This window comes from Verrucomicrobium sp. BvORR106 (genome assembly GCF_000739655.1).
Lineage (GTDB): Bacteria > Verrucomicrobiota > Verrucomicrobiia > Verrucomicrobiales > Verrucomicrobiaceae > Verrucomicrobium.
This window is the reverse complement of record NZ_BATR01000046.1, coordinates 1-19,857: the sequence shown is the minus strand read 5'-3', so window position 1 is coordinate 19,857 and position 19,857 is coordinate 1. Positions and strand designations below refer to the sequence as shown.

Below are 19,857 nucleotides of genomic sequence, written 5' to 3'. Positions count from 1 at the left end.
ATCATCTCCTGCGACGTTACCCAAGGTTGACTCGCTTAGGGCTCGTCCAACCTTGGGCTGTGCTACAGATCCCATACTGGGATCAACTGCGAACTGAGCAGGAGTTGGTTCCTTGGCGGCCACCACAAGAGACCTAGTCCACCCACTCTCAGTCGAAGTTCTTCCTCGAAGAGGATGGGGCTACAAGCCCAACGTTGACGAGCTTCCAGCGAGTCTACGTTGGGTCTGGGGTCTTAAAAATTCTACTCCGAAGGAGTTGTGGCGGTCTGACTGCCTTCCGCACCCAAGGTTCCCGGGCGGGCACTAGCTGAAAACGTCTGCAAGCTTCGTCTTCTCGACGATGCCACCGAGTTTCGACAGATCTCGGTCCTCCACGCGCAGCAGGCTTGGAGCATGCCATTCCCCAACCACACGGCTCCGATTTCGATCTTGCATTACAAGGGTCCTCCAACCATGCGCCATATTTGCAGAAGTGCCTCAAGGTTGCCCGAGGTCATGCAATTTGCTGCAATGACTACGGCGTCAACTGGCCCTCCCTATGGGTTTCGCAAACCGGCCCCTCCCATGAAAGTGAAGCAGAGCTTCCCCGTTTATCCATCTGATGCAGATGCAGCAAGGACACCCTCAGAAGTCTCATGCGGGGCTCTGGCTGATGGCGACCGTCGTCCTCCCCACTGTCTACCTGCTATCAGCGCCAGTCGTCTACGTAGCCGGTGACAAGCTTGGCGTGCATGAGCACCCCCTGGCGGTCTATTGCGCACCCTACGACTGGCTGGAGCAGAACTCACCCCTTTGGAAACCGCTTACTGAGTACTGGATGTTGTGGATGCGCGTCGGATATGCGTAAAGGGGTTCCCCTTGAATTTTCACTCCGGCCCAGCGACATTGGAGGCATGCGGGAAAACTGTTACCTTCTGAGGATTGGCGGTGGCTCGTTGGGCGCGCTCTTCCTGGTCATCGGAATCCTCCCCATCATCCGCGGACAGCCCTCTTGGGTGCCCGGTGCAGTGTGCGCGTTTGGCCTCATACTTCTCGCGATGGCCGTGTTCGCGCCCTGCAAAAAGCTGGAGAAGTGGTTTGGCGGCATCTAGCGGAAGGCCACCGTTCCCCATCTTGATGGGAATGATCCCCGTAAAGGAGTGGCTACCGCGCCAGGACTCGAACCTGAAATAAGAAATTGCCCTCCACACCTCTCATAAATCGTTGATAATAAACGTATAGATACACCTTGACACAACCCGATACGTTGTTACTGTGGTTGTTACCATGGCTTCTTTACGCAAGCGTGCCAAAAGCCCCTACTGGGTCGCGTGCTACTACGACGCGGAGGGCAAGCGGACCCAACGCAGCACTGAGACCACCAACAGGAGCCACGCCATGAAGCAGGCTGTCGAGTGGGAAGGCGCGGCCCGGCTTGCGAAAGAAAAGCGCCTCACCGTGGACAAAGCACGGACCATCCTCAACGAGATGCTTCGCCTCACCGGTCAGGCCATTGATGCCGAGACCATGAGGACCTTTTCGCGGCGCTGGCTGGACGGCAAGGCAAGGAACCGAGCCGCCCGCACCGCCGAGTCCTACGAGGGTGTCGTGAAGGCCTTCCTGGCCGTCCTTGGCCCAAAGGCTGACCATCCCGTCTCGACCATCCTGCCGCGCGATGTGGAGGTCTTCAGGGACAAGCTCATCGACGACGGCCTCACCGGCTCCAGCGTCAACCAGCGGCTGAAGATCGTGGGGAGCATGTTCGCCGCGGCCCAGCGACAGGGCATCATCGGCAGCAACCCGGCCCGGAGCGTGGAGGTGGACGATACGGCGCAGGAAAGCCGGGACCCCTTCACTGCGGACGAGGTGCAAGTGCTCCTGACCAAGCTTCCGGACGACTGGCCGACCGCCGTCGCCCTCGGTGCGTTCGCCTCCATGCGCCTCGGGGACGCCGCGAATCTGGATCTTGCCCGCGTGAACCTGGAGGACGGCGCTATCGTCTACACCCCGCAGAAGACATCCCGGAAAGGACGGGTGCTAACCGTCCCGATGCACCCTGAGGTTGAGCGGCGTCTACGTCCCATGATCGAGAGTGGGAAGACTGGCCCCGCCTGTCCCTCCTTGGCGGGCAGGAAGATCAATGGAACCAACGGTCTATCAGGTGAGTTCCTTGAACTCATGGAGGCCGCGGGCATTGACCCGAAGCGCCGCACAGATGTTGAAGGCCGCGGGCGGCGTCATGCCACCAAGAGCTTTCACAGCCTGCGCCACTTCTTCAACACCGCGCTACTGACTGCCGGCGTCGATGAGCGTGTGCGCATGGCATTGTCTGGTCACACATCAGCCAGCGTGAATCAGAGGTACTCCCATGCGGAGTTGAAGGTGCTCAAGAAGGCGGTTGGAAAAATCAAGAAGTGAGAAATGCCCATGGAACCAACCAGTTCGAATAGCGAGCCCGACGACTTCATGTCAGGTTGGGAATCCATGGACCCTGATCAATTAATTGATCAGGTGGCAAGTTGGGGTATCGAACCCGTTCGGACTCTCCCAAGAGAGGAGTTGAACAGACTCGTTGATCTGGATCTCCGTCTTGAGTTCGCACGCCGGAAGATGGAAGGGTTGGACCAATGGGAAAGGTTGCTTTGGCCTGCGCTGTGCGATCTGGAGCGAACAAGAGGAGCGTCCGAATCGGCAAGGTTAGAGGCGCTTGATGGAGTGCTTGAAGCCATGAGAGCGGCCGTCATGCACCCAGATAACGCAAGGTTAGTATATCCCCTCTTCCGGAGAATGAGTGAGATGTGGGTAAAAGCCGTGGACAAAGAGACCTGGCCGCTCGAGTCCAAACCAATTTCCGAAAAGCGATACTACGTCCTTGAGGCAGTGCGCGTTCTCACCAAGGCGAATGCCTGCAAACCGACTCAAGCGGAAGTTATCGCATTCCTAAAGGACCCTCCTGAAGGGCTTAGCCATCTGCGTATGGAGATCCCAAAAGGCAAGGTCTCGGAGTACATTCAGGACGCTGGAATCCAGGATATGATCGCTGACGGGAGGACGGCGTCAGCGCGTAAATCCGGGAAAGTTCCCGATGGTCCAGAACAAAAAGGAACATGAATGAGGTTTTTTCAGCGTCGGGCACTTTGAGTCATGACGCAGACAGAAACACCGACACACAAGGCGCTCCCATTCGGGGCGGATCTCATTGAAATGCCGAGTCGCACCCTGGTTTTCCGGGGTCTCCGATTCTCCCGCAGCTCTCTCTACCGTTTATCTGATGAGGGGGAAATCAAGACGGTGCCCATCCGATTCAGCGGCAGCGCCCAGCGTCGGCGCGTGATCCTGAAAGAGAGCCTGGACGCCTTTCTTGATCGGCAGATCGCCGAGGGGATGAAGCAGATCAAGGCGGGCGCATCCAAAGCCTGACCGAAGTAGCGGCAGACTCCGCACAGAGAGAATTTCTGGCCAGACCTGCGCCACCTTTCCTCATGATCGCGACACAAACCCGACGCCTGTGTTTGCGGTGGCTCAACTCCGCCGCTGACGGGAACTTGAGACCATGAACACCTTCACTCTTTAAACACGAAAGCCGCGCCTCATCGGCTGCGGCCATCGCTAAAACACTAGTTGGTCACCCTGGCAGGTTCAACAAGTGTAGCGGTGTCAAAGCCGATTGCAAGCGCGGGAATCACTCCCGCTGATGAAAGACGCTCTTCCTACCCACCTGCAAAAGCTCGGGTGCGAACCCAGGGTTACAGGAGACAAGTTAATTGCTCTTTGCCCGCTTCATGAGGACGCTCGCCCCTCCCTCCGAGCAACCCAACATGGTGACGCCTGGCTCTGGCACTGCCCAGTGTGCGCGAAAGGTGGCACCATCATTGATCTGCACGCCATGATTCACGGCGTCAGCATCCGGGATGCAATCTCGATGCTGCGCCAGGACTACGGCAACCCCGCAGAACTTCCAGTACGCCCCGCTATTGCCCCAAGGCCTCCTGAACCATGGCCCAATATTGGCCTTGCTGATGGCGGCACTCTGGCAAGGCTGGCGAAGCTGCGCGGCCTGTCGGTGCAAGCTATGGCAGACGCCCAGCTCTACGGCTACCTTCGCTTCGGCTGGCGCTATGGGCATCAGTGCTACGTCTTGCTCGATGAGCGAGACTCTTTCGCCCAATACAGGCGGATGGATGGCGGGATGTTCCATCACGGGCAGAAATCCGACAACCTTGCGCGGCGCAAAACACGCCCCATTGGCCTGTGTCACCTTGGGGGGCAGGAGGTGCCTGTGTTCCTCACTGAGGGCACCGTCGGCTACCTGGAGCTTTTGGAACTGCTTCACCGTGCCGATGTAAGCCACTGCGCCGCGGCCCTCACGCTTCCAAGCGCAGCAAGCTCTATCCCGTCCGATGTTCTGCCGATGCTGGCAGGCCGGCGGGTGCGGATCATTGGGGACACCGGAAGGGCCGGGGAGCAAGCCGCCTCCCGTTGGGTTCGAGAACTTCAATCGGTCGGTGCCAACGTCGACTGCGTGGATCTCTCCCGCGTCCCCGAGCTGGCCCGCGTGCCCAAGGCTGACCTGGGTGACTTCTTGAAACTGCCTCAAACTCCCAACGTGCTGCAGACCATCACCGCAATCACCTCTCTATGACGCTGCTCCCCGGACTGATTCAAAAGCCTGCTCCGGCACCCGCGCTGTCAGCAGATGGGCTATACAACGATGACCGCAACGCCCAAGACTTCATTGGTAGATACCATGAAGATTTGCGGTTCTGCTGGGCTGCGGGTTCATGGTTTCATTGGAATGGGTTCCGATGGCTTCGAGACCCTGGACATGATTCTATGGAGTTTGCATTGGACTTCTCGCGTGCGCTCCTGCGGGAGTCAGCGGAAATAACCAACAAGGACGCCAGAGAATCAGCAGTCAAAAGGGCTCTCTCGATTGGGAATGCTGCAAAGCTCAAACCGATGTTGGAGATTGCCAGAGCAGACAGACGAGTGAGGATCTCCAACGCCTCCGAATGGAACTCAGATCCTTTTGTACTTGGGGTTCAAAATGGCATGGTCGACCTTCGAACGTGTGGTTTTCTGCAACCTGACCGAAAGGCCATGGTGTCCAAGGTTTCTGCGGCCACATTTGACGCATCCGCCCAATGCCCAAAATGGGAGGCCTTCATGGAGCGGGTATTGCCTGATCCAGAAGTCCGTAGATTCATGCAAGTTTCTGCTGGTTATTGGCTCACTGGCGACACTGGCGCTCAGGTGTTCTGGTTTCTTTTTGGGTCTGGCGCCAACGGGAAATCTACGTTTTTGGAGACTATATTCAGACTGTCTGGCGACTATGCCCATCGGGGGAGCAACACGATGTTGGCCATATCGCAGAACGGTCGCGAGTCCCTCCATGAGTTGGCCGCTTTGCCAGGTGTGAGGTTGCTTGTGGGCTCCGAAATGGCGGATGGCCTCAAGTTGAACACCGAGTTGGTGAAAGACATCACTGGGCAGGATACTATCTCCGCGAGAGAGCTTTACCGTCCTCCATTCAATTTCAAGCCATCATGCAAGCTCGTCATGTTCGGGAACCACAAACCGAATATTGCTGAATCGGACAATGGTATCTGGAGGCGGCCGCGGCTGATCCCCTTCACGCAAACGATCCCCTTGGAAGAAAGAAACCCAAAGCTGCTAGCAGAACTTTGGGAAGAGCGTAGCGGCATCCTGAACTGGTGTCTAGATGGCCTCCGTGAGTGGTGGAAGTCGGGTCTCGTTTCTCCGCCCGCTGTCCTCTCCGCCACCGAGTCTTACCGGGAGTCCTCCGACATACTGGGCGAGTTCCTCAAAGATCGAGCGGAAGTAGATGGAGGCTCAAAGGTCCAACTCAAGGACTTGTACGAGTGCTACACCAACTGGTGTAGCAGGACAGGCCACAAGGGTGTCCTCAGTGATCGGAATCTCCGGTCGCGTCTTGAAGAGCGTGGTTTTGAAAGCAAGCAAAACAAGCATGGTCGTGTGATCGTGGGGCTATCGATTAAGCAGTCCAATGACCCATTTGAAGGGTGGTGAAGGTTGCGAGGTGGTGCGAGTTCCCACTAACTTTTCTTATATTCTCTTCACGAGACCAAGTTAGGTGAAAATTCACCACTTCACCACCTTCACCACTTCACCACTTCACCACCTTCACCACTTCACCACCTTCACCACCCGGAGTCTGACACCACACCCCAGCATGACCCCGCCGACGATCATCATGGATACCAGGGAGCAGACACCTTTGCAGTTCACCCGGCTGGCCTCTGAGGTGGGTACGCTGACGACGGGTGACTACAGCATCAGGGGTATGGAGACATCCTTCGCCGTGGAGCGCAAGAGTGTGGCTGACCTGATCGGCAGCTTGAGCACCGAGCGCGAGAGGTTCATGCGGGAGATCGACAGGCTGAGAGGATTCGACTTTGCCCGCTTGCTGATCGTTGGTTCACGTCGTGAGGTAGAGCAGGGCACATACCGCAGCAGGATGAGTCCCAAGGCCGCTGTTGCCTCACTGCTGGCCATCGAGGCGCGAGGCGTGCCGATTGCATGGGCTGAGACGCCAGCACGTGCTGCACGCATGATTGAGGAGTGGGTCACGTACTTCGTCAGGGAGCGCGCCAAGCCCTTTGCCACCGCTGCCGAGCTCAAGGAGCTGGTGGGCATCCTGGACGGGGTGGGCGCTGTTTAGACATGCCTCCAGGGGTAAAGGATTCCGCTCGCGTCCAAAATCGTGGGGTTTTCCCCTCTACCGTCATTTCCGCACGAGTGACCATTTGAACAGGTTCCCATTCCCTACGACCTCCTGGCGGTCGTCCCGCCCTACTGCCGTCAGCCGTGAGGGCCCCTGGATGGCTGGGAACCATTGGGAACTTTCCCACCTGCTTCCCATTCCCAACGTTGCATCGGCTGGCTAAGTCTGGCACTCGTGCATGCGGTAGTGGTACTCCAACGGAGTTTTCATGTCTTCAATCTTCCGCACGGTGAGGCAGATGTTGTGCTCATGCTGGCCCCAGTAGTGGACCACCTGGGCGACCTCGAATCGCCCACCACCAAGGTGGATTATTTCTCCTAGTCGTGGGACCCAGGCTGCGTCAGTGACCGGATATGCGTGTGAATAGGTGTCTTCGTAGTCTTTGTCCCGAAGAAAGGTGACGATGAGGTTCTGTGGAACGGATGGTGGAGGGAGCTGCATGGCAGGTAACGATCCGCTCGAGTGTGAAAAGCACCATGCTTTTTCTTTGGGGTTGTGACACGCTCCACTCGCTGACACCGTGCCCACAATTCCGCTCCCGTCCCGGAGCTAATGGACCGTCGCGCCCTGTGACCAAGCGTTGACACCCCGCGCCCTGTCGAATGGGCAATCAAATCAGCATTGGCGTCGGGGTAGATGCGGGGCAGTTCCAAAGCGGGCTGGCCGCGATGCGGCAGTCATCAAGCAAGTTCACGACTGACCTCCGTAGCCAACTCGTTGGGGCAATTGGCGGGTTCGCGCTTCTAACCACAGCGGCGAATGTATTCAAGAGGGCGCTTGATGCCTCCAGCCAGGCACAGAAACTGCGAGCGAGCCTTGAAACTCTCACTGGCTCCGCGGCTCAGGCAAAGCTCGTACTATCTGAGCTCGAAGATCTTGCCGCCAGCACGCCGCTTACAGGTGCAGAACTTGGCGAGGCAGCGAAGATGCTGATCGCATTCGGCGAGTCCACGACGACGGTCACGGACACTCTGCGCAAGCTTGGCGACATCGCCGCGGGGGTGGGCATGCCTCTGTCAGAGCTGGCCGAATTGTTCGGGAAGGCAAGGACTCAAGGGACGATTTTCGCCGAAGACTTGAATCAGTTGAGCGGTCGCGGCGTGCCGATTATTCAGAGCCTCGCCAAGCACTTCGGTGTGGCGGAGAGCCAGATCAAAAAAATGGCTTCGGAAGGTAAAATCGGATTCGAAGACATGCGGGCCGCGTTGTTCTCCTTGACCCAGGAAGGGGGAGCGTTTTTCCAAATGATGTCCAAGCAGGCTGGCACCTTTGAAGGACAGGTGAGCACTCTTGGCGACGCTTGGGAAAAGCTGCTGAGGAAACTCAGCGATCCGGTGTTGGAGGCGATAACCGGACAAATCTCCAAGGGGACGAGCCTTCTTGAGAAAATGGGTACGGTTGCTGAGTGGGTCAGCCAACAATGGGCGAAGACTATCATTGCAATCAGCTTTTTCGCTGAGGCTGTGGCCAGGGCCAAGCAGATGGTTGACGACAAGCTGAACGGACGCTCATCCGGCATGAGCTTTGTTGATCGCCTCAAAAAAGAGTTCGCGGAGCTTCAAGACTTTCTCGCCGACCAACATTCGAAACTTCTTCCCGAAGACAAGAAAGAAATTAAGTTTCGCGCTGACGTGGATCGGCAGCTGAATGAAGCCAAAAAACGCAAGCAGCCGGTAGCGGAAGAGGTTGATGAAAAGGCCGCGAAAGCGGCGGAGAAGATCAAAGAGCGTGAGCAACGGCTTAAAGACAACGAAGCTGAAGCTGCACGCGATCGCCTGGAGGGTGAGGCGCGCATCAATGCCTTGATCAAGGAGCGCAATCGCCTACGGAAAGAAGCGGCTAACGCTCCTGATGACGACAAGCGCCTCGATGCGCTGGAGAAAGAGCAGAAGGTGCGCCGCGACATCGAGAAGGAGCAGACTAAGCAGCAGGAAGACGCCGCCAAGAAGGCCGAGGACCGGCGCAAACAAGACGAGCAAGACATTCTTGCCATCGCCCTGGCCCGCGAAGAGGAAGCCAAGGCGCGCCGCGAGGAGCAGCTTGATCAAATGACGCCGCAGCAGCGCATTGCCCAATTCCAGCGTGAGAAAAACCAGCTTGAACAGGATGCCAAGGACATGGAGGAAACCGACCCAGCCCTTGCCGCCCAAAAGCGCACTGAGGCTATCGCACTCGGGAAGCAGATCCGTGACGAACAAGGAAAACTCGATGATGAGTCCAAGCGCAAGGCGGAGGAGCTGAAGAGCAAGATGGAGGAGGATGCGAAGAAGCGCGAGGACAGCAAGCGTCGAGGCGCAGAGGTGCCAGTCTCCAGTCTCCAGGCCGTGGGCGGCGGCGGCAGAGCGGGCCCGTCGTCTGGCTCTGACCCGGTGTTGCGCGAGGTCCAGAGGCAAACCCAATCCCTGCAAGAGTTGGTCATGCTTACGAGGCAGCAACTAGGCGTGACTTCAGCGCCAAAGGCATCTGCTGCACGCATGTAATGGAAAACCACAAACAAGGTCCCTCACTATGAAACAACGCAAATTCCCAATCGACCGCGACCGGCGCGACTACCCAAGTGGCCGGTACATCCCGGTTCTCAGCCCACTCTGGAAAATGATCACGTTCGCGCCCACCCTGGCTTGGCTGTGGCTGATGGCGACCTTGTTTCCTGACGACTGACCCACCACACCCATGCAAACGCCCATTGATCTCCTCTCACTCGCTGGCCAGCCCCGCGAAGCTGTTGCCGCGGTGTTGCCACTCGATGACGAGGACGGCGCAGCATGGGGGCCATTTCACGAGTTCGTTGCCTACTTCGGCGAAGATGGTCGGCTGATCGGTGGCCACGTGTTTTTCAACGAACTGCACTCCCCGGACAGCGCCCGCGCCATGATTGCCAATGATCTCAACATCCGGCCCGGGGACCATTGCGCCGTGCAACTGCATCCGTGTGTTCACCGCCCCGAGATTGTCACCGCCGCCTTCCGCTTCATCGCCTGATCCATGCACGCTTACCCTCGACTTGCTGCCAAACTCTTTCGCTCCCCGCTTCTCCTAGACGCCGGCGTGAGATGGAGTTTTGAAACCGCCCTCCTGGCCCGCATTGGGGCCGCTGTTGCGCAATCGCCTGCGATGGAGGAAAAGGCCCCGGACTCCAGAACTGCGGACATCTACGGAACCTTCCAGAACGTGGCCATCATCCGCATTGATGGTGTGATCGATAAACGCATGTTGGCGCTAGAAGCTGAGTGTTTTGGCGGCGTGGATCTCGAAGTGGTGGACGAAGCCTTGAAGCAGGCAGAGTACGACCGTGCTATCACGCAGGTTGTCCTCGACATTCATTCTCCCGGTGGTGGTGTGACTGGCACCCCTGAGACGGCGGCCCGCATTGCCCGCCTTGCCAAGGTGAAGGAGGTTCACGCATTTGTGAACTGCCAGGCATGTTCCGCGGCCTACTGGCTTGCCTCACAGGCTGACGTGATCGCCGCCGCGCCATCGGCAACGGTCGGCTCCATTGGCGTCTACATGGCGCTTCTGGATGAATCCAGGGCCCTGGAGATGGAAGGTTACTCCGTGAACCTCATCAAGGCTGGGAAGCATAAGGCGATGGGTGCCAGCTTCCAGAAGCTCACCGATGAAGGGCGCGCCATCTTCCAAGGCCAGGTTGATTCCATCTACGCTGACTTCAAGAAGGCTGTCACCGCATCCCGCCGCATCGCTGATTCCACCATGCAGGGCCAGAGCTTCGACGGAAAGACGGCGCTCAAGCTCGGGTTGGTGGACGTGCTCACATCAGACAGCCTTGAGGAGTACGCAGGCAGGCTTTTGCACTGAGCGTTGACACCGTGAACCTTGTTGAATTGGTCCTATGAAACTCGCAGATATCTTCCATTCGTTCGGTTCGCGTATCGCCTCCCTCAAGAAGCAGGGCAAGGCGGGCGAAGCTCGTGCCCTGATCCTGGAACGGGACAAGGCAGTCACTCAGGCAGAAGCCCCGCCGCCTGTCGCATCCACACCTCCAGCTGCAACCCCTGTGTCCACGGCAACAGCCAAGCCAACGTCTGCGCCCGCCCCCGTGGCCGTGGATCACTCCGCCACAATCGGAGCCCTTCAGCTTCGACTGACCGCCATGGAGAAGGACATTGCCGCTTTGAGAACGGAGAACGCTACCCTGAAGGCCTCCGTTGCCGCGCCCGCGCCTCAGCCTCCAGCAAAGAAGGCGGTCAAAGACATGAGCGACGCCGAGAAAGATAGACGGCTTGCGGAACTGGCCTTGGAGTTTGACCGGTGCAATTCCAAGGAAGGTCGCAAGGCAAGCTGGATGCTTCACAAGGAAGAGATTCGCGCCTTGGCCCAAGGCTCCCGCGCAGGCTGGATGGCCTCTTTCAGATGGTGAATTTCCGTCCGGCCCCCGAGTGGGTGCGCCGGCAGATCCCGAGATGCCATTGAACACAGGTCAGGGACTCAGACGGACGGGAACGTCTGACCTTGGCCGACTCAAATTGAAAGGTCCCTCATCATGTCAGCTATCATTATTGATGCCCTCCCTACTCGTCCGTTTCCAGCCGAAGCCTCCAAGCCTCCGCGCTGGATGGAGCACGCACAGCGCGGAGAGTCCACGCCCCGCCAGATCTATGAACGCCTCAGCCGTGACCACGCCGCAGTGGTCGGCAGGATCGAGCGCCTTGTTGCGTCCAAAGACGAGCTTGTCCAGAAGCGGGCCAGCCTGCTCAACGCAGATGGCGAGGCGAGCAAGATCGCCAGGGAACTCAGCACCACGGACTCGGAGATCGAGCTCCAGGAACACCGGCTCAAGACCGCGGTGACCGAGCGTGACGCCATCTGGCAGGCGCTCCGGGATCCTGCACGGGCCGTGCTGATTGAACTGTCTGACCAACTGCTCAAGCTCAGCGACACGGAGCAGGCCAAACGGAGCGAGCAGGTGCTTGCCCTGTTGAAGGCCTGGGATCTGGACGCCACCACGGTCGATGGAAAGGCCTATGAACTTGCCGCACACCACCCGCTTGTGGTGCGTACCTGGCGGGCCTCGGAGGATGCCAAGTCCGTGTATCAGGGCACCAGCGCGAACGAGACCGTCATCCAGCACATCAAGCTATGTTCCGCTACCGTGGCCGAAGTCGCACCACTCATAACGCGCGAAGCCGCTCTAGCCGAATAGGCCCCGACGCACCGTCTCAACCAACAGAGCTTTCACGACCTCAAACGTCCATGCTCCGCCAGCTTTCGACACCTTGCCCTGAACCTCTTTCCACACCGTCTCATTGCGAGCCGCATCCAGAAAATCATGGCCTTCCCACGTCAGCTTTTCTGTCGTGGCTCCAATCACACGGCCTGACTCATCGTGGACAACCGCGCCTTGTAGAAGACCGGCTTCTATGGCTAGTTCGACATGATACAGGACTTGGTCTTCTGTATAGCCAGACATGGCCTCCGGAGTTTCTCCAGTCTCCTCCAGGAGGAGGAGGAGGCGAATCAAGTCAAGGTCTCGCTTCATAGGCACCCGGCTAAAGCATGGCATTGTGATTATGCAAGGAGTAAATGCAGATGCCTAGCCCATTTCCTGACGGTCCCGAGGGACCATTCACCGTCAGGGACCCCGTCTGCGCTTCGGCGTGGGCGGGGTTTTTGTTTGCCGACGTGCCCACCGGATGCTAGAGCGCGGCATGTGGGACTTTGTTCAAAAAATCTTGGTGGCGCTCATCCAGGCGGGGGCGACGTTTGGCGCGGTGTATTTCGGTGGAAAACTTGCAATCGACAAGTTCCACTCTGAGAAGAGGTGGGAAAGGAAGGAGGTAGCGTACATCGAACTATTAAGGGCCCTTCAAGCATGGATCGACTACGACACAGCGTCTAAGCGTGAGTCTTTGGGCAATTCAATCTCCGACTCTGAATGGGAAACGTTAGAGGCTGATCATGAAGCCGCCTATAACGTGATTAGAAAAGCCATCCAACTTGGTGAATGGGACTTATCCGAAGATGTGGTAAATGCGCTAAGGGATGTCAGGATCGAAGCTCGAAGGATCTGGCATGAAGCTATCGAGGAAGATCGCTCGGTTGACTATGAAGCCTTAATCAAGGTGTACACAGACACTCTCCTTTCGATCAAGGCTTACGCCAAATCTGAACTGAGAAAATGACCAAAGCTACCGAGATCCGCTTGCTTGCTGAAAAGCAGATGGGCGAGTTTTTGGCAGAGTCGCCAAAGAACCAAGGCGCAAAAGGAAGCGTTGTCACCTGTAACTCACGAGTACCAGTGAAAGATGATGTCCCCACGCTCGAAGAAATCGGCATCACCAAGAACCAGAGCGCCCGCGCCCAGAAGCTAGCCGCCCTGACCAACGAGGAATCACTGTCACAACGGCATAGGCAATAACATGCATGCCGTATGACCAAGACCGCTGCCGCACATTCGGACGACATCACGCTTATCACTAAGGCTCAACTAGCTAAGCGCTGGTCGTGCTCCATCATGAAAGTGCATCGCATGATGCGCGCCGGAACCCTGCCCTACATCCTCCTCGGGCGCTCCGTCCGCTTCGACCTCGAAGACGTGAAGAAGGTTGAGGCCCGAGGACGGGTTAACGGTTTTGCTGCTTAGCTCAGTCCACATCCTGAAACGGTGATTTCATAGGTCCTGCCGTTGGGTGGTGGAGGGCGATCCAGCGATTTGCGTTTCGGAGGTTCACGCGATGCTCCCGAAGCCCGGGACGACGCGTTGCAACCTTCAACCAGCCATTCTTCACGTGCCTGCGCATGTAGGTCATCTTGCGCCCAACGTGCTGCGCAACCTACTCCAGGGAGAAGTAGATTTCGGAGTCAGTCATGAGTGCCTGCCCTTTCCTTTCCGGCGAAGCGTCAGGGAGTCGAGTGAGCGGATTCCCTTTTGAACATCGCCGTTTTCTACTGCACCCTTATCCACAAGCCACTTGACCGCATCCCGGCGCGAGAAACCGTTAGACCGGAGCTGCTGATACACAGGGAAGACCTGTGCCCACTTGCTGCGGCAAGGCCTCACATCCGGCGTTGCTTTGGCGGCTGCCTTGAGGAGATCGGCTACATTCATGCACTGCCCCTTCGCTGCATGTGTGCCGAGTCCGCGAAAAATCTTCACTCTACGAAACTTTTCCGTTGCACATTATTACAGTGACTGTAACATGATGTCGTGAACCGCGGTTGCCGTGGGGAACATGAAAAAGGCCTGCCGAGTGGTGGAACACCCGACAAGCCCGCATGCAACAATCCTGTACAAGAGGATCGTCACAATGAAACAGTATGTCAGAAGAGCTAGTTCGCAAGCTCAAGGCGGCAAGGGAACGCCTGAGTCTCACGCAAAAGCAAATGGCCGAAAGGCTCGGAGTGCCGCAGAGAACGTACATCTCGTGGGAAAACGACCAGTACACGCCGAAGGGCTTCACACTAAAAGCCCTGCTGGAGACGCTGGAAAAGATGAAGTGAAACCGGGCAAGCGTCTGGTGATCCGGACCGTTCTTGGTCTGGATGTGCCCGACGTGCAACACCTGGGCAACGAGATCATTCTCAGCCTCAGCCCTGAGCACCTGACGATGTTCAGGGAGCGGGCCAAGGCGGCAGGGAAGGGCAGTGTTGCCGAGTACTTCGCCGAGGACAGTCACAATGCCCCCGTGCCCTACGAGATCGTTGGAACGCCCACCGCGCCACCTGCGCCTTCGACGGTGTGCCCGTACATGGCGTCCCTAATCGCAGCCTTCCCGGCGAACCGTCGCAAGGCGATACTGAAGCGGGCTCAGAAGGCAGTGGAGGTTGTAGGGATGCCGTTCACGGATCTGCTTCGGAACGTGGTTTCGAAGGCGCTTCAGGAGATCGATGCGACTGGGTCGTTTCTTTTCCGGGGCTGGTCGCCCGACATCGTGTTCACTAAGCTGCGCATCCGCCTGGCCGAGGTGGACCGCGTGTTTGGCCTCCAGGGTGAGGATGGCTTCACACAGGGCATCATGGCAAGCGTCATGCGTGACCTGCTCAACGGCGAGGACGGGCTACTGATGGAGTCCTACAACTTCGACAACCCCAAGCAGGCCCATCGGGACTACGTGGCCATGGTTGGCCGTTGGCGCAAGGAGGACGGGTTACCACCGCTGAAGCTGCCGCCGCGGCACGCCCAACGCACCCAGAAGACGGAAAGGAGGGCAGCGTAATGACCAACTCCATTTTCCAGGGGAAGCAGTACCGCGCCCTCGAAGACCGGGCCATCACTGCCGCACATGCCCTGCACCTCAAGGTGCCCGACCTGCTGCGCATCGGCCTCACCCGCCTCCTGTTCGAGATCGAGGAGACTGGCACCCTTGCGTTGAGTCTGGACGGCTCTCCGCCCGCTCCCAGCGTCAAGAAGGCCAAGCCGGATATCCTGACCCCGAAGACCCGCCGACGGATTGAAGCAGTTGATTCCGCGATGGGTGGTGGTTGGCTTGAGGGGGTGCTTCAGGACCTGCTGGAGACGGTGATTGCAGAGGGCTGGGCCGCGGAGCTTCCGAAACGGTTCATGCCTCCAACAGTCTTCTACTCGCAGTTCATGCGGCTCAAATGCCTTCAGGAGACCTGGGTTGAAGAGGACAAGCCCAAGCCTGCCCCGCAGCCAGACGCAAGTGAGAAAGGCCTCACCGACGACAGGCCAAAGCGAGGACGGAAGAAGCGGCCGCATCCGCTGTTCGGGGACACGCCCCGGAAGGCGGCGTGAGCAAACGTAAGCACTACACACTTCCCCCTCCACTTTCGCAGAGGGGGAAGTGTCAGACCTAGAATGGCTGTGCAAACACGTCCATTCCGACGAGTTTTATCGGCCCTCGAGGTTCCTCGAAAATGTAATACACGTGCGCCCTGCCAGGAATGCCGGATGCGTATTCAAAGCCGTCTAGCGGCACAATCCTAAGACTGCTTGTTTCAGCGATCCTTTTATAGAATTGAGGACGTTGACTCACCGCCCACTTCGCTGCGTACACCACGCCTCCAATGAGGGGTATATGTTCCCACTCTTGGGCGCTCGCAATAAACGAGGGAGTCTCGACAATCTCCCATCTATTACCGAACGACATCCCACCCTTTCTCCTTGGCTACCACGACACCGTTTTCAGCATCGGCCAGACTAAGACCACTTGCCTCATCATACTCCGCCAAGAAGACAGCCTCGTATGGAATGTCACAGTTATTTTCTGCAATCTTCCACATCGTATGCCGGTGAGAGAAATCACTCACGCTAGTAGCCGTTGCCCCGTTCAAGGAGTTAATGATGTCGTCCACAAGGGAAATTTCCGTCGCAGAGAACGACGATAAATCAGGTTCCCGCAACGGGATCGGGCGCTGCTGGGTCCGCGTGCCAATCCTACGCTCCTGAATCACCAACTTGTCCCCTGCGATGAGATCATCCCTCACCGGAACAAGCCGACGGGGTACCGGGCCATTCGGAAGACGCATATAGGTGGCCCCTGTAATGGGCTTTCCATACCTCTGATAGTGCAAGAAGTCAGCGTAGAACAGTATCTTATTGAGCTTGATCGCGCCGAAGTAGAGATCGTTCTCAGCCTTCTTCGAGATGTGGAGAATTAGTTCAGCAAGCTTGTCATCAGCACCTGGGGTACCGAGAGGCTGCGGGGTGTAGTTCGTAACGCTCATAGATTGGAAAGGTGGGAACAAGCCTTTCGAGTGTCCTTTTGAACACTGTTCATGATGTCTTATTGTATCGCTAATATTACGCTTGTCAATCTGTAGTATGACACGCCAGGACACGAGGAGACACGACAAGGCATGGGTTGTTACCTACCGTTGTTACCGCGACCGATTTTAATGTCGCCTTCCTCCGTAAACCCTTCATATTGAAGCAGTGGCTACCGCGCCAGGACTCGAACCTGAAATAAGAGAGTCAGAATCTCTCGTGTTACCATTACACTACGCGGCAGTTGTCTGGTGAAAGCTTGCGCCTTCACCGTATATGAAATCCGACAGTATGGCTACCGCGTAAGGATTCGAACCTTAACAAAGAGAACCAAAATCTCTTGTGCTACCGTTACACCACGCGGCAGTTGGGATACTGCGGGCCGATAAAGTACGCAGGAAGGCGGTGTCCGCAAGAAAAAATGGCGCAGGAGGTGGCAATCCTGCGAAGGAGTCCTCCTTGACCCTCCAGCGCAGCGTCTCAACTTCCCCTCCTGCCCCCTAGTCTTTCGGGAAGATGCGGCCTCGATTTTCCAGGGAAGGCAGCAGGCCGGTCAGGTCCCAGGTCTGCCCTTGCGGGGCGATGAGCTCGCCGGTGGTGACCATCAGAACGCCGCCGCCCCGCAGTTCGATGCGGGTCTGGAGCACCCCTTTGCCGTAGGTTTTCACCCCCTGGCTGGCTGCGCGGGCAGCTTTGCTGTTGACCAAGGCGGCAATGACCAGCTCCGCCGCAGAGGCGGTCCCCTCATCCTGGAGAAGAACGATCGCCGCCGGCTTGAACTCCCGGGGCTTGGTGGCGGTACTGACTTCGTCCGGTTTGCCACGGGTGCGGATCGTGACAATGGGCTCTCCCGCCTCAAGAAACAGGCTGGTAAAGGCGATGGCCACGTCCAGGTCACCGCCCGGGCAGCCGCGCAGGTCCAGAGTGAGTGTGCTGCCTGCCGTGAGCTGCCCCAGGGCGGTGCGGGCTTCCTCCAGCAGTTCCTTGCTGAACTTGCGCACCCGCAGGACCACGCCGGTGACCTTTTTTTCCACAAACACACTGGGGGTCGTGAGAGCTTCCCGGGTGACCCGCACCGTCTGGGCACGACCAAATCCATGCTCCACACGAAGGTTCACATCGGTACCCGGGGCGCCGCGGATCAATCCTGCCAGGTACTCCAGAGGCTTTTCGTTCACCGACTTGCCATCGACCGTCAGCAGCTTGTCCCCAGCCTTCACTCCGGCGGCTTCAGCCGGGGATCCAGGAAGGGGGTAGCACAGGAAGGTGCCGTTTTTCTCGTTGATGGACATGCCCACGCCACTGCCGGAGGCCTTGCCCATGAGCTGGGAGATGCGCACGTCGTCCGCCTCGATGTAGCGGGTGTAGGGATCGTGCTGCTTGCAGTAGGTCTTGATGGCGGTTTCCGCCAGATCCCGCAGAGACTGCCGTTGGCCAGGAGCGGTGGCGATGGCTTGAAGGGCGCTGATGAACTCCGCCTCGGCGGCCCCGTCGATCATGCCCGAAAGATCCTTGGTCTGAGCCTGGGCTCCTTCTCCCAGGGAGGTCAGCAGACCCCGCAGGGCCTTGGTGTAGATGACCGGGATCGGCTCCGTGCGGTAGGCTACTTTGTAAATCTGCCCGACCGCCTCATTGACCAGGGCCGTGACGGTGGTCACATCCGCTTCCTGGTCGGCGGCGGGTGCCCCTGGCGGAGCCTGTGCCACCAGCTGAGAAGATGTCAGCGATGCCAGCCCCAGCCCTAGTCCGAGCAAGAGTGAGCGGGTGGCGAAGGAGGACAGGATTTTCATGGATCAGACAAGGCTGGCGGGACGGATGAATAGTGCCTACTGAACGTACTGCCATGGCAAAAAATACCCTGCCAGACTGGAGCCAGCGCAAGATGGGCGAAGACTACGCCCACTGCAACGTCTCAAAAAAAAGCTGCCCGGCATCGTCTCGCCGCAAGCGAAGACAGCAACCGGGCAGCAAAGGTCATGCCGATACCACCAGCACAGGGTCAGCAGCAGGAGGGAATGTTCCCATCAATCCTGCAGAGAAGCCCAATGGATAGCCAAGCAGGTGCGCGAGGATCAATAGCCGTTTTCACGGCGATTGACTTCACGACGCAGACGCTCGCTGCGGCCTTGCTGATACTCCGTGTCGCTCTGGAGATCACTCAAATGCTGCTCGCGGGCGGCAATGCGGTCGTTGGCCTGGCTTTGGGACCAGCCAAAAAGACCACCTTGGTTCGGGTCGCCCGTGGTGGCGCAGGAGCTGAGCAGCATGCTGGTGGCTGCGAGGGAAAGAAGCAGGGTGGTGCGGATCATGGCGGTCAATCAACTAAGTGGTTCAAGGACTTCTTGTACCCGCCGCCGGAGTTGTGACACCACGAACTGCGGATTCTGAAAGAAAAGCAGTGTTGAAAAACAATCGAACGAGCCCGGCCTTAAAAAACACCGCCCCCGGCGTAGAAACCGGAGGCGGAGAAAAGAGCTGGCCCGAGGCCGGATTACACGTCGATCTGGTTGCCGAGATCGGCCAGGCGTTCCTGATTGGAGCTGATGGAAGAGCGGGTGCTGCGGAGTTCGCTCACGCGGCTGCGGAGGGAGGAACTGCCGGTCTCAGACACCACGGACGTCTGGTCCTTGATCTCCACATCCACTCGTTGCACTTCCTTGCGGGACTCGGTCTGCATGACCACCACAGCCTGCTTGATCTGGCGCATCTCGCCGGTGTTGCCGCTGGCCTTGGCGCGGCTGTAGCGGCCTTCCAGCTCACGAATGCGCTGGCTGAGGGAGCGGTTGTAGGCCACAGCCTTGGAGTTCACACGCTCAGCCTGGGAAATGCAGGCGTCCAGCCAGGCTTCCTGGGAAGCATAGCGGGCTTTCTTGCGGGCAACACTGTCACCGACGGCAAGGCCGGCCAGACCACCTGCAGCGGCCCCGATCAGGGCACCTTCCCAGGCGCGACCGCTCTGGTTGCCGATGATCCCGCCTGCCAGAGCTCCCAACGCGCCGCCGGCAAGTGCCCCTTCCGTACGGGTGCGGGTCTGGTCATTCTGGATGTTTGCGCAACTGGCGAGCATGGCAAGCGCAGTGCAGGCGGCGGTGGACTGGATGAACTTCATTTTCATAGCGGGGGAGCGAATGGGATGAAAAGTCTAAGCCGAAGGGGCTGCCGGACTCTCTCAAAAACTAACGCATAAGGCAAATAAATTCCTTTTTCTTCGTAACGACGCGGGGCAAGAGTCACGATAACTCCCGTCCCCACATTCATCCTGCATGACCGGCAACATCACCCTCTGCTACAAGGACGAACTGCGCGCCTTCTCTCTTGATAAAAAGGCGACCGTCATTGGCTCCTCGCCCTCGGCAGATTTGCAGATCCCGGCACCGGGTCTGGAGCCGGCGCACGCCACCCTCTCCTGGGAGGCCGGCCTCCACCT

The 19,857-nt window shown here is 58.1% G+C and carries 27 protein-coding genes and 2 tRNA genes; 21 read left to right on the top strand and 8 right to left on the bottom strand.

From position 1 onward, the window contains the following. Positions 1–607: 607 nt before the first annotated feature. The 8 genes from BV106_RS07055 to BV106_RS35195 all read left to right on the top strand — a co-directional run bounded on the left by BV106_RS07055 (position 608) and on the right by BV106_RS35195 (position 6,682). A complete protein-coding gene (locus BV106_RS07055) occupies positions 608–847 on the top strand; it encodes a hypothetical protein (protein ID WP_265595415.1) in 240 nt (79 codons plus the stop codon). Positions 848–893: 46 nt separating this feature from the next. Beyond that, complete coding sequence (locus tag BV106_RS07050; RefSeq protein WP_038162538.1) at positions 894–1,091, top strand: hypothetical protein; 198 nt, start codon at positions 894–896, stop codon at positions 1,089–1,091. 175 nt (positions 1,092–1,266) lie between these two features. Next, positions 1,267–2,397: a tyrosine-type recombinase/integrase gene (locus BV106_RS07045; protein ID WP_038162535.1), complete on the top strand. Its 1,131-nt coding sequence runs from the start codon at positions 1,267–1,269 to the stop codon at positions 2,395–2,397. A 9-nt stretch (positions 2,398–2,406) separates the two neighbouring features. After that, positions 2,407–3,090 (top strand): hypothetical protein, encoded by a 684-nt coding sequence (locus tag BV106_RS07040; RefSeq protein WP_265595414.1) that lies wholly within the window; start codon positions 2,407–2,409, stop codon positions 3,088–3,090. A gap of 93 nt (positions 3,091–3,183) precedes the next feature. After that, positions 3,184–3,399, top strand: coding sequence for a helix-turn-helix domain-containing protein (locus BV106_RS07035; RefSeq protein ID WP_265595413.1), 216 nt, complete (start codon positions 3,184–3,186; stop codon positions 3,397–3,399). 274 nt (positions 3,400–3,673) lie between these two features. Continuing rightward, positions 3,674–4,621: a CHC2 zinc finger domain-containing protein gene (locus BV106_RS37115; protein ID WP_081891573.1), complete on the top strand. Its 948-nt coding sequence runs from the start codon at positions 3,674–3,676 to the stop codon at positions 4,619–4,621. Continuing rightward, positions 4,618–6,030: a phage/plasmid primase, P4 family gene (locus tag BV106_RS07020; RefSeq protein WP_081891572.1), complete on the top strand. Its 1,413-nt coding sequence runs from the start codon at positions 4,618–4,620 to the stop codon at positions 6,028–6,030. The genes BV106_RS37115 and BV106_RS07020 overlap by 4 nt, the downstream gene beginning before the upstream one ends. Positions 6,031–6,094: 64 nt before the next feature. After that, positions 6,095–6,682 (top strand): ERCC4 domain-containing protein, encoded by a 588-nt coding sequence (locus BV106_RS35195; RefSeq protein WP_051945306.1) that lies wholly within the window; start codon positions 6,095–6,097, stop codon positions 6,680–6,682. A 222-nt stretch (positions 6,683–6,904) separates the two neighbouring features. On the opposite strand, the gene BV106_RS07010 is transcribed toward BV106_RS35195, so the two are convergent. Then, entirely contained in the window at positions 6,905–7,186 is a 282-nt protein-coding gene (locus tag BV106_RS07010) for a hypothetical protein (protein ID WP_038162520.1), read from the bottom strand. Positions 7,187–7,347: 161 nt separating this feature from the next. Here BV106_RS07010 and BV106_RS07005 point away from each other — a divergent pair, with 161 nt between their 5' ends. The 6 genes from BV106_RS07005 (at position 7,348) to BV106_RS06985 (ending at position 11,906) form a co-directional block, all read left to right on the top strand. Next, on the top strand, positions 7,348–9,225 hold the full coding sequence (locus BV106_RS07005; RefSeq protein ID WP_038162517.1) for a tape measure protein: 1,878 nt from the start codon (positions 7,348–7,350) through the stop codon (positions 9,223–9,225). Positions 9,226–9,253: 28 nt separating this feature from the next. Further along, positions 9,254–9,406, top strand: a complete 153-nt coding sequence (locus tag BV106_RS38155) for a hypothetical protein (protein ID WP_265593727.1) — start codon at positions 9,254–9,256, stop codon at positions 9,404–9,406. Between the two features lie 12 nt (positions 9,407–9,418). After that, positions 9,419–9,727, top strand: a complete 309-nt coding sequence (locus BV106_RS07000; protein WP_038162513.1) for a hypothetical protein — start codon at positions 9,419–9,421, stop codon at positions 9,725–9,727. Between the two features lie 3 nt (positions 9,728–9,730). After that, the gene (locus tag BV106_RS35190; protein ID WP_051945305.1) at positions 9,731–10,561 is read left to right on the top strand and encodes a S49 family peptidase; all 831 of its coding nucleotides are present in this window, start codon (positions 9,731–9,733) and stop codon (positions 10,559–10,561) included. Positions 10,562–10,595: 34 nt separating this feature from the next. Continuing rightward, positions 10,596–11,123: a hypothetical protein gene (locus tag BV106_RS06990; protein ID WP_038162510.1), complete on the top strand. Its 528-nt coding sequence runs from the start codon at positions 10,596–10,598 to the stop codon at positions 11,121–11,123. 123 nt (positions 11,124–11,246) lie between these two features. Beyond that, entirely contained in the window at positions 11,247–11,906 is a 660-nt protein-coding gene (locus tag BV106_RS06985; protein WP_265595412.1) for a hypothetical protein, read from the top strand. Here BV106_RS06985 and BV106_RS06980 read toward each other — a convergent pair. Further along, positions 11,895–12,242: a DUF2513 domain-containing protein gene (locus tag BV106_RS06980; RefSeq protein ID WP_038162503.1), complete on the bottom strand. Its 348-nt coding sequence runs from the start codon at positions 12,240–12,242 to the stop codon at positions 11,895–11,897. The genes BV106_RS06985 and BV106_RS06980 overlap by 12 nt on opposite strands. A gap of 169 nt (positions 12,243–12,411) precedes the next feature. On the opposite strand from BV106_RS06980, the gene BV106_RS06975 reads away from it, so the two are divergent. The 6 genes from BV106_RS06975 to BV106_RS06950 all read left to right on the top strand — a co-directional run bounded on the left by BV106_RS06975 (position 12,412) and on the right by BV106_RS06950 (position 15,458). Further along, complete coding sequence (locus tag BV106_RS06975) at positions 12,412–12,885, top strand: hypothetical protein (protein ID WP_265595411.1); 474 nt, start codon at positions 12,412–12,414, stop codon at positions 12,883–12,885. Continuing rightward, positions 12,882–13,121, top strand: a complete 240-nt coding sequence (locus tag BV106_RS06970; RefSeq protein WP_038162497.1) for a hypothetical protein — start codon at positions 12,882–12,884, stop codon at positions 13,119–13,121. The genes BV106_RS06975 and BV106_RS06970 overlap by 4 nt, the downstream gene beginning before the upstream one ends. Before the next feature lie 12 nt (positions 13,122–13,133). Further along, positions 13,134–13,346: a helix-turn-helix domain-containing protein gene (locus BV106_RS06965; protein ID WP_038162495.1), complete on the top strand. Its 213-nt coding sequence runs from the start codon at positions 13,134–13,136 to the stop codon at positions 13,344–13,346. A gap of 674 nt (positions 13,347–14,020) precedes the next feature. Next, positions 14,021–14,203, top strand: a complete 183-nt coding sequence (locus BV106_RS06960) for a helix-turn-helix transcriptional regulator (RefSeq protein WP_038162492.1) — start codon at positions 14,021–14,023, stop codon at positions 14,201–14,203. A gap of 17 nt (positions 14,204–14,220) precedes the next feature. Then, positions 14,221–14,919, top strand: a complete 699-nt coding sequence (locus tag BV106_RS06955) for a hypothetical protein (RefSeq protein WP_265595410.1) — start codon at positions 14,221–14,223, stop codon at positions 14,917–14,919. Beyond that, positions 14,919–15,458, top strand: a complete 540-nt coding sequence (locus BV106_RS06950) for a hypothetical protein (RefSeq protein ID WP_038162485.1) — start codon at positions 14,919–14,921, stop codon at positions 15,456–15,458. The genes BV106_RS06955 and BV106_RS06950 overlap by 1 nt, the downstream gene beginning before the upstream one ends. 341 nt (positions 15,459–15,799) lie before the next feature. Here BV106_RS06950 and BV106_RS06945 read toward each other — a convergent pair whose 3' ends face one another. The 4 genes from BV106_RS06945 to BV106_RS06930 form a co-directional block, all read right to left on the bottom strand. Then, positions 15,800–16,390 (bottom strand): Panacea domain-containing protein, encoded by a 591-nt coding sequence (locus BV106_RS06945; protein ID WP_038162482.1) that lies wholly within the window; start codon positions 16,388–16,390, stop codon positions 15,800–15,802. Between the two features lie 209 nt (positions 16,391–16,599). Continuing rightward, positions 16,600–16,673: transfer RNA gene (locus BV106_RS06940), tRNA-Gln, on the bottom strand. A gap of 49 nt (positions 16,674–16,722) precedes the next feature. Next, a tRNA-Gln gene (locus tag BV106_RS06935) sits at positions 16,723–16,796 on the bottom strand. A 134-nt stretch (positions 16,797–16,930) separates the two neighbouring features. After that, complete coding sequence (locus tag BV106_RS06930; RefSeq protein ID WP_038162479.1) at positions 16,931–18,220, bottom strand: S41 family peptidase; 1,290 nt, start codon at positions 18,218–18,220, stop codon at positions 16,931–16,933. Positions 18,221–18,273: 53 nt separating this feature from the next. Here BV106_RS06930 and BV106_RS38150 point away from each other — a divergent pair, with 53 nt between their 5' ends. After that, a complete protein-coding gene (locus tag BV106_RS38150; RefSeq protein ID WP_265595409.1) occupies positions 18,274–18,483 on the top strand; it encodes a hypothetical protein in 210 nt (69 codons plus the stop codon). Positions 18,484–18,502: 19 nt separating this feature from the next. On the opposite strand, the gene BV106_RS06925 is transcribed toward BV106_RS38150, so the two are convergent. Then, positions 18,503–18,739, bottom strand: a complete 237-nt coding sequence (locus BV106_RS06925; RefSeq protein WP_038162476.1) for a hypothetical protein — start codon at positions 18,737–18,739, stop codon at positions 18,503–18,505. 182 nt (positions 18,740–18,921) lie between these two features. Next, a complete protein-coding gene (locus BV106_RS35185) occupies positions 18,922–19,545 on the bottom strand; it encodes a YMGG-like glycine zipper-containing protein (protein WP_051945303.1) in 624 nt (207 codons plus the stop codon). Positions 19,546–19,857 lie beyond the last annotated feature (312 nt).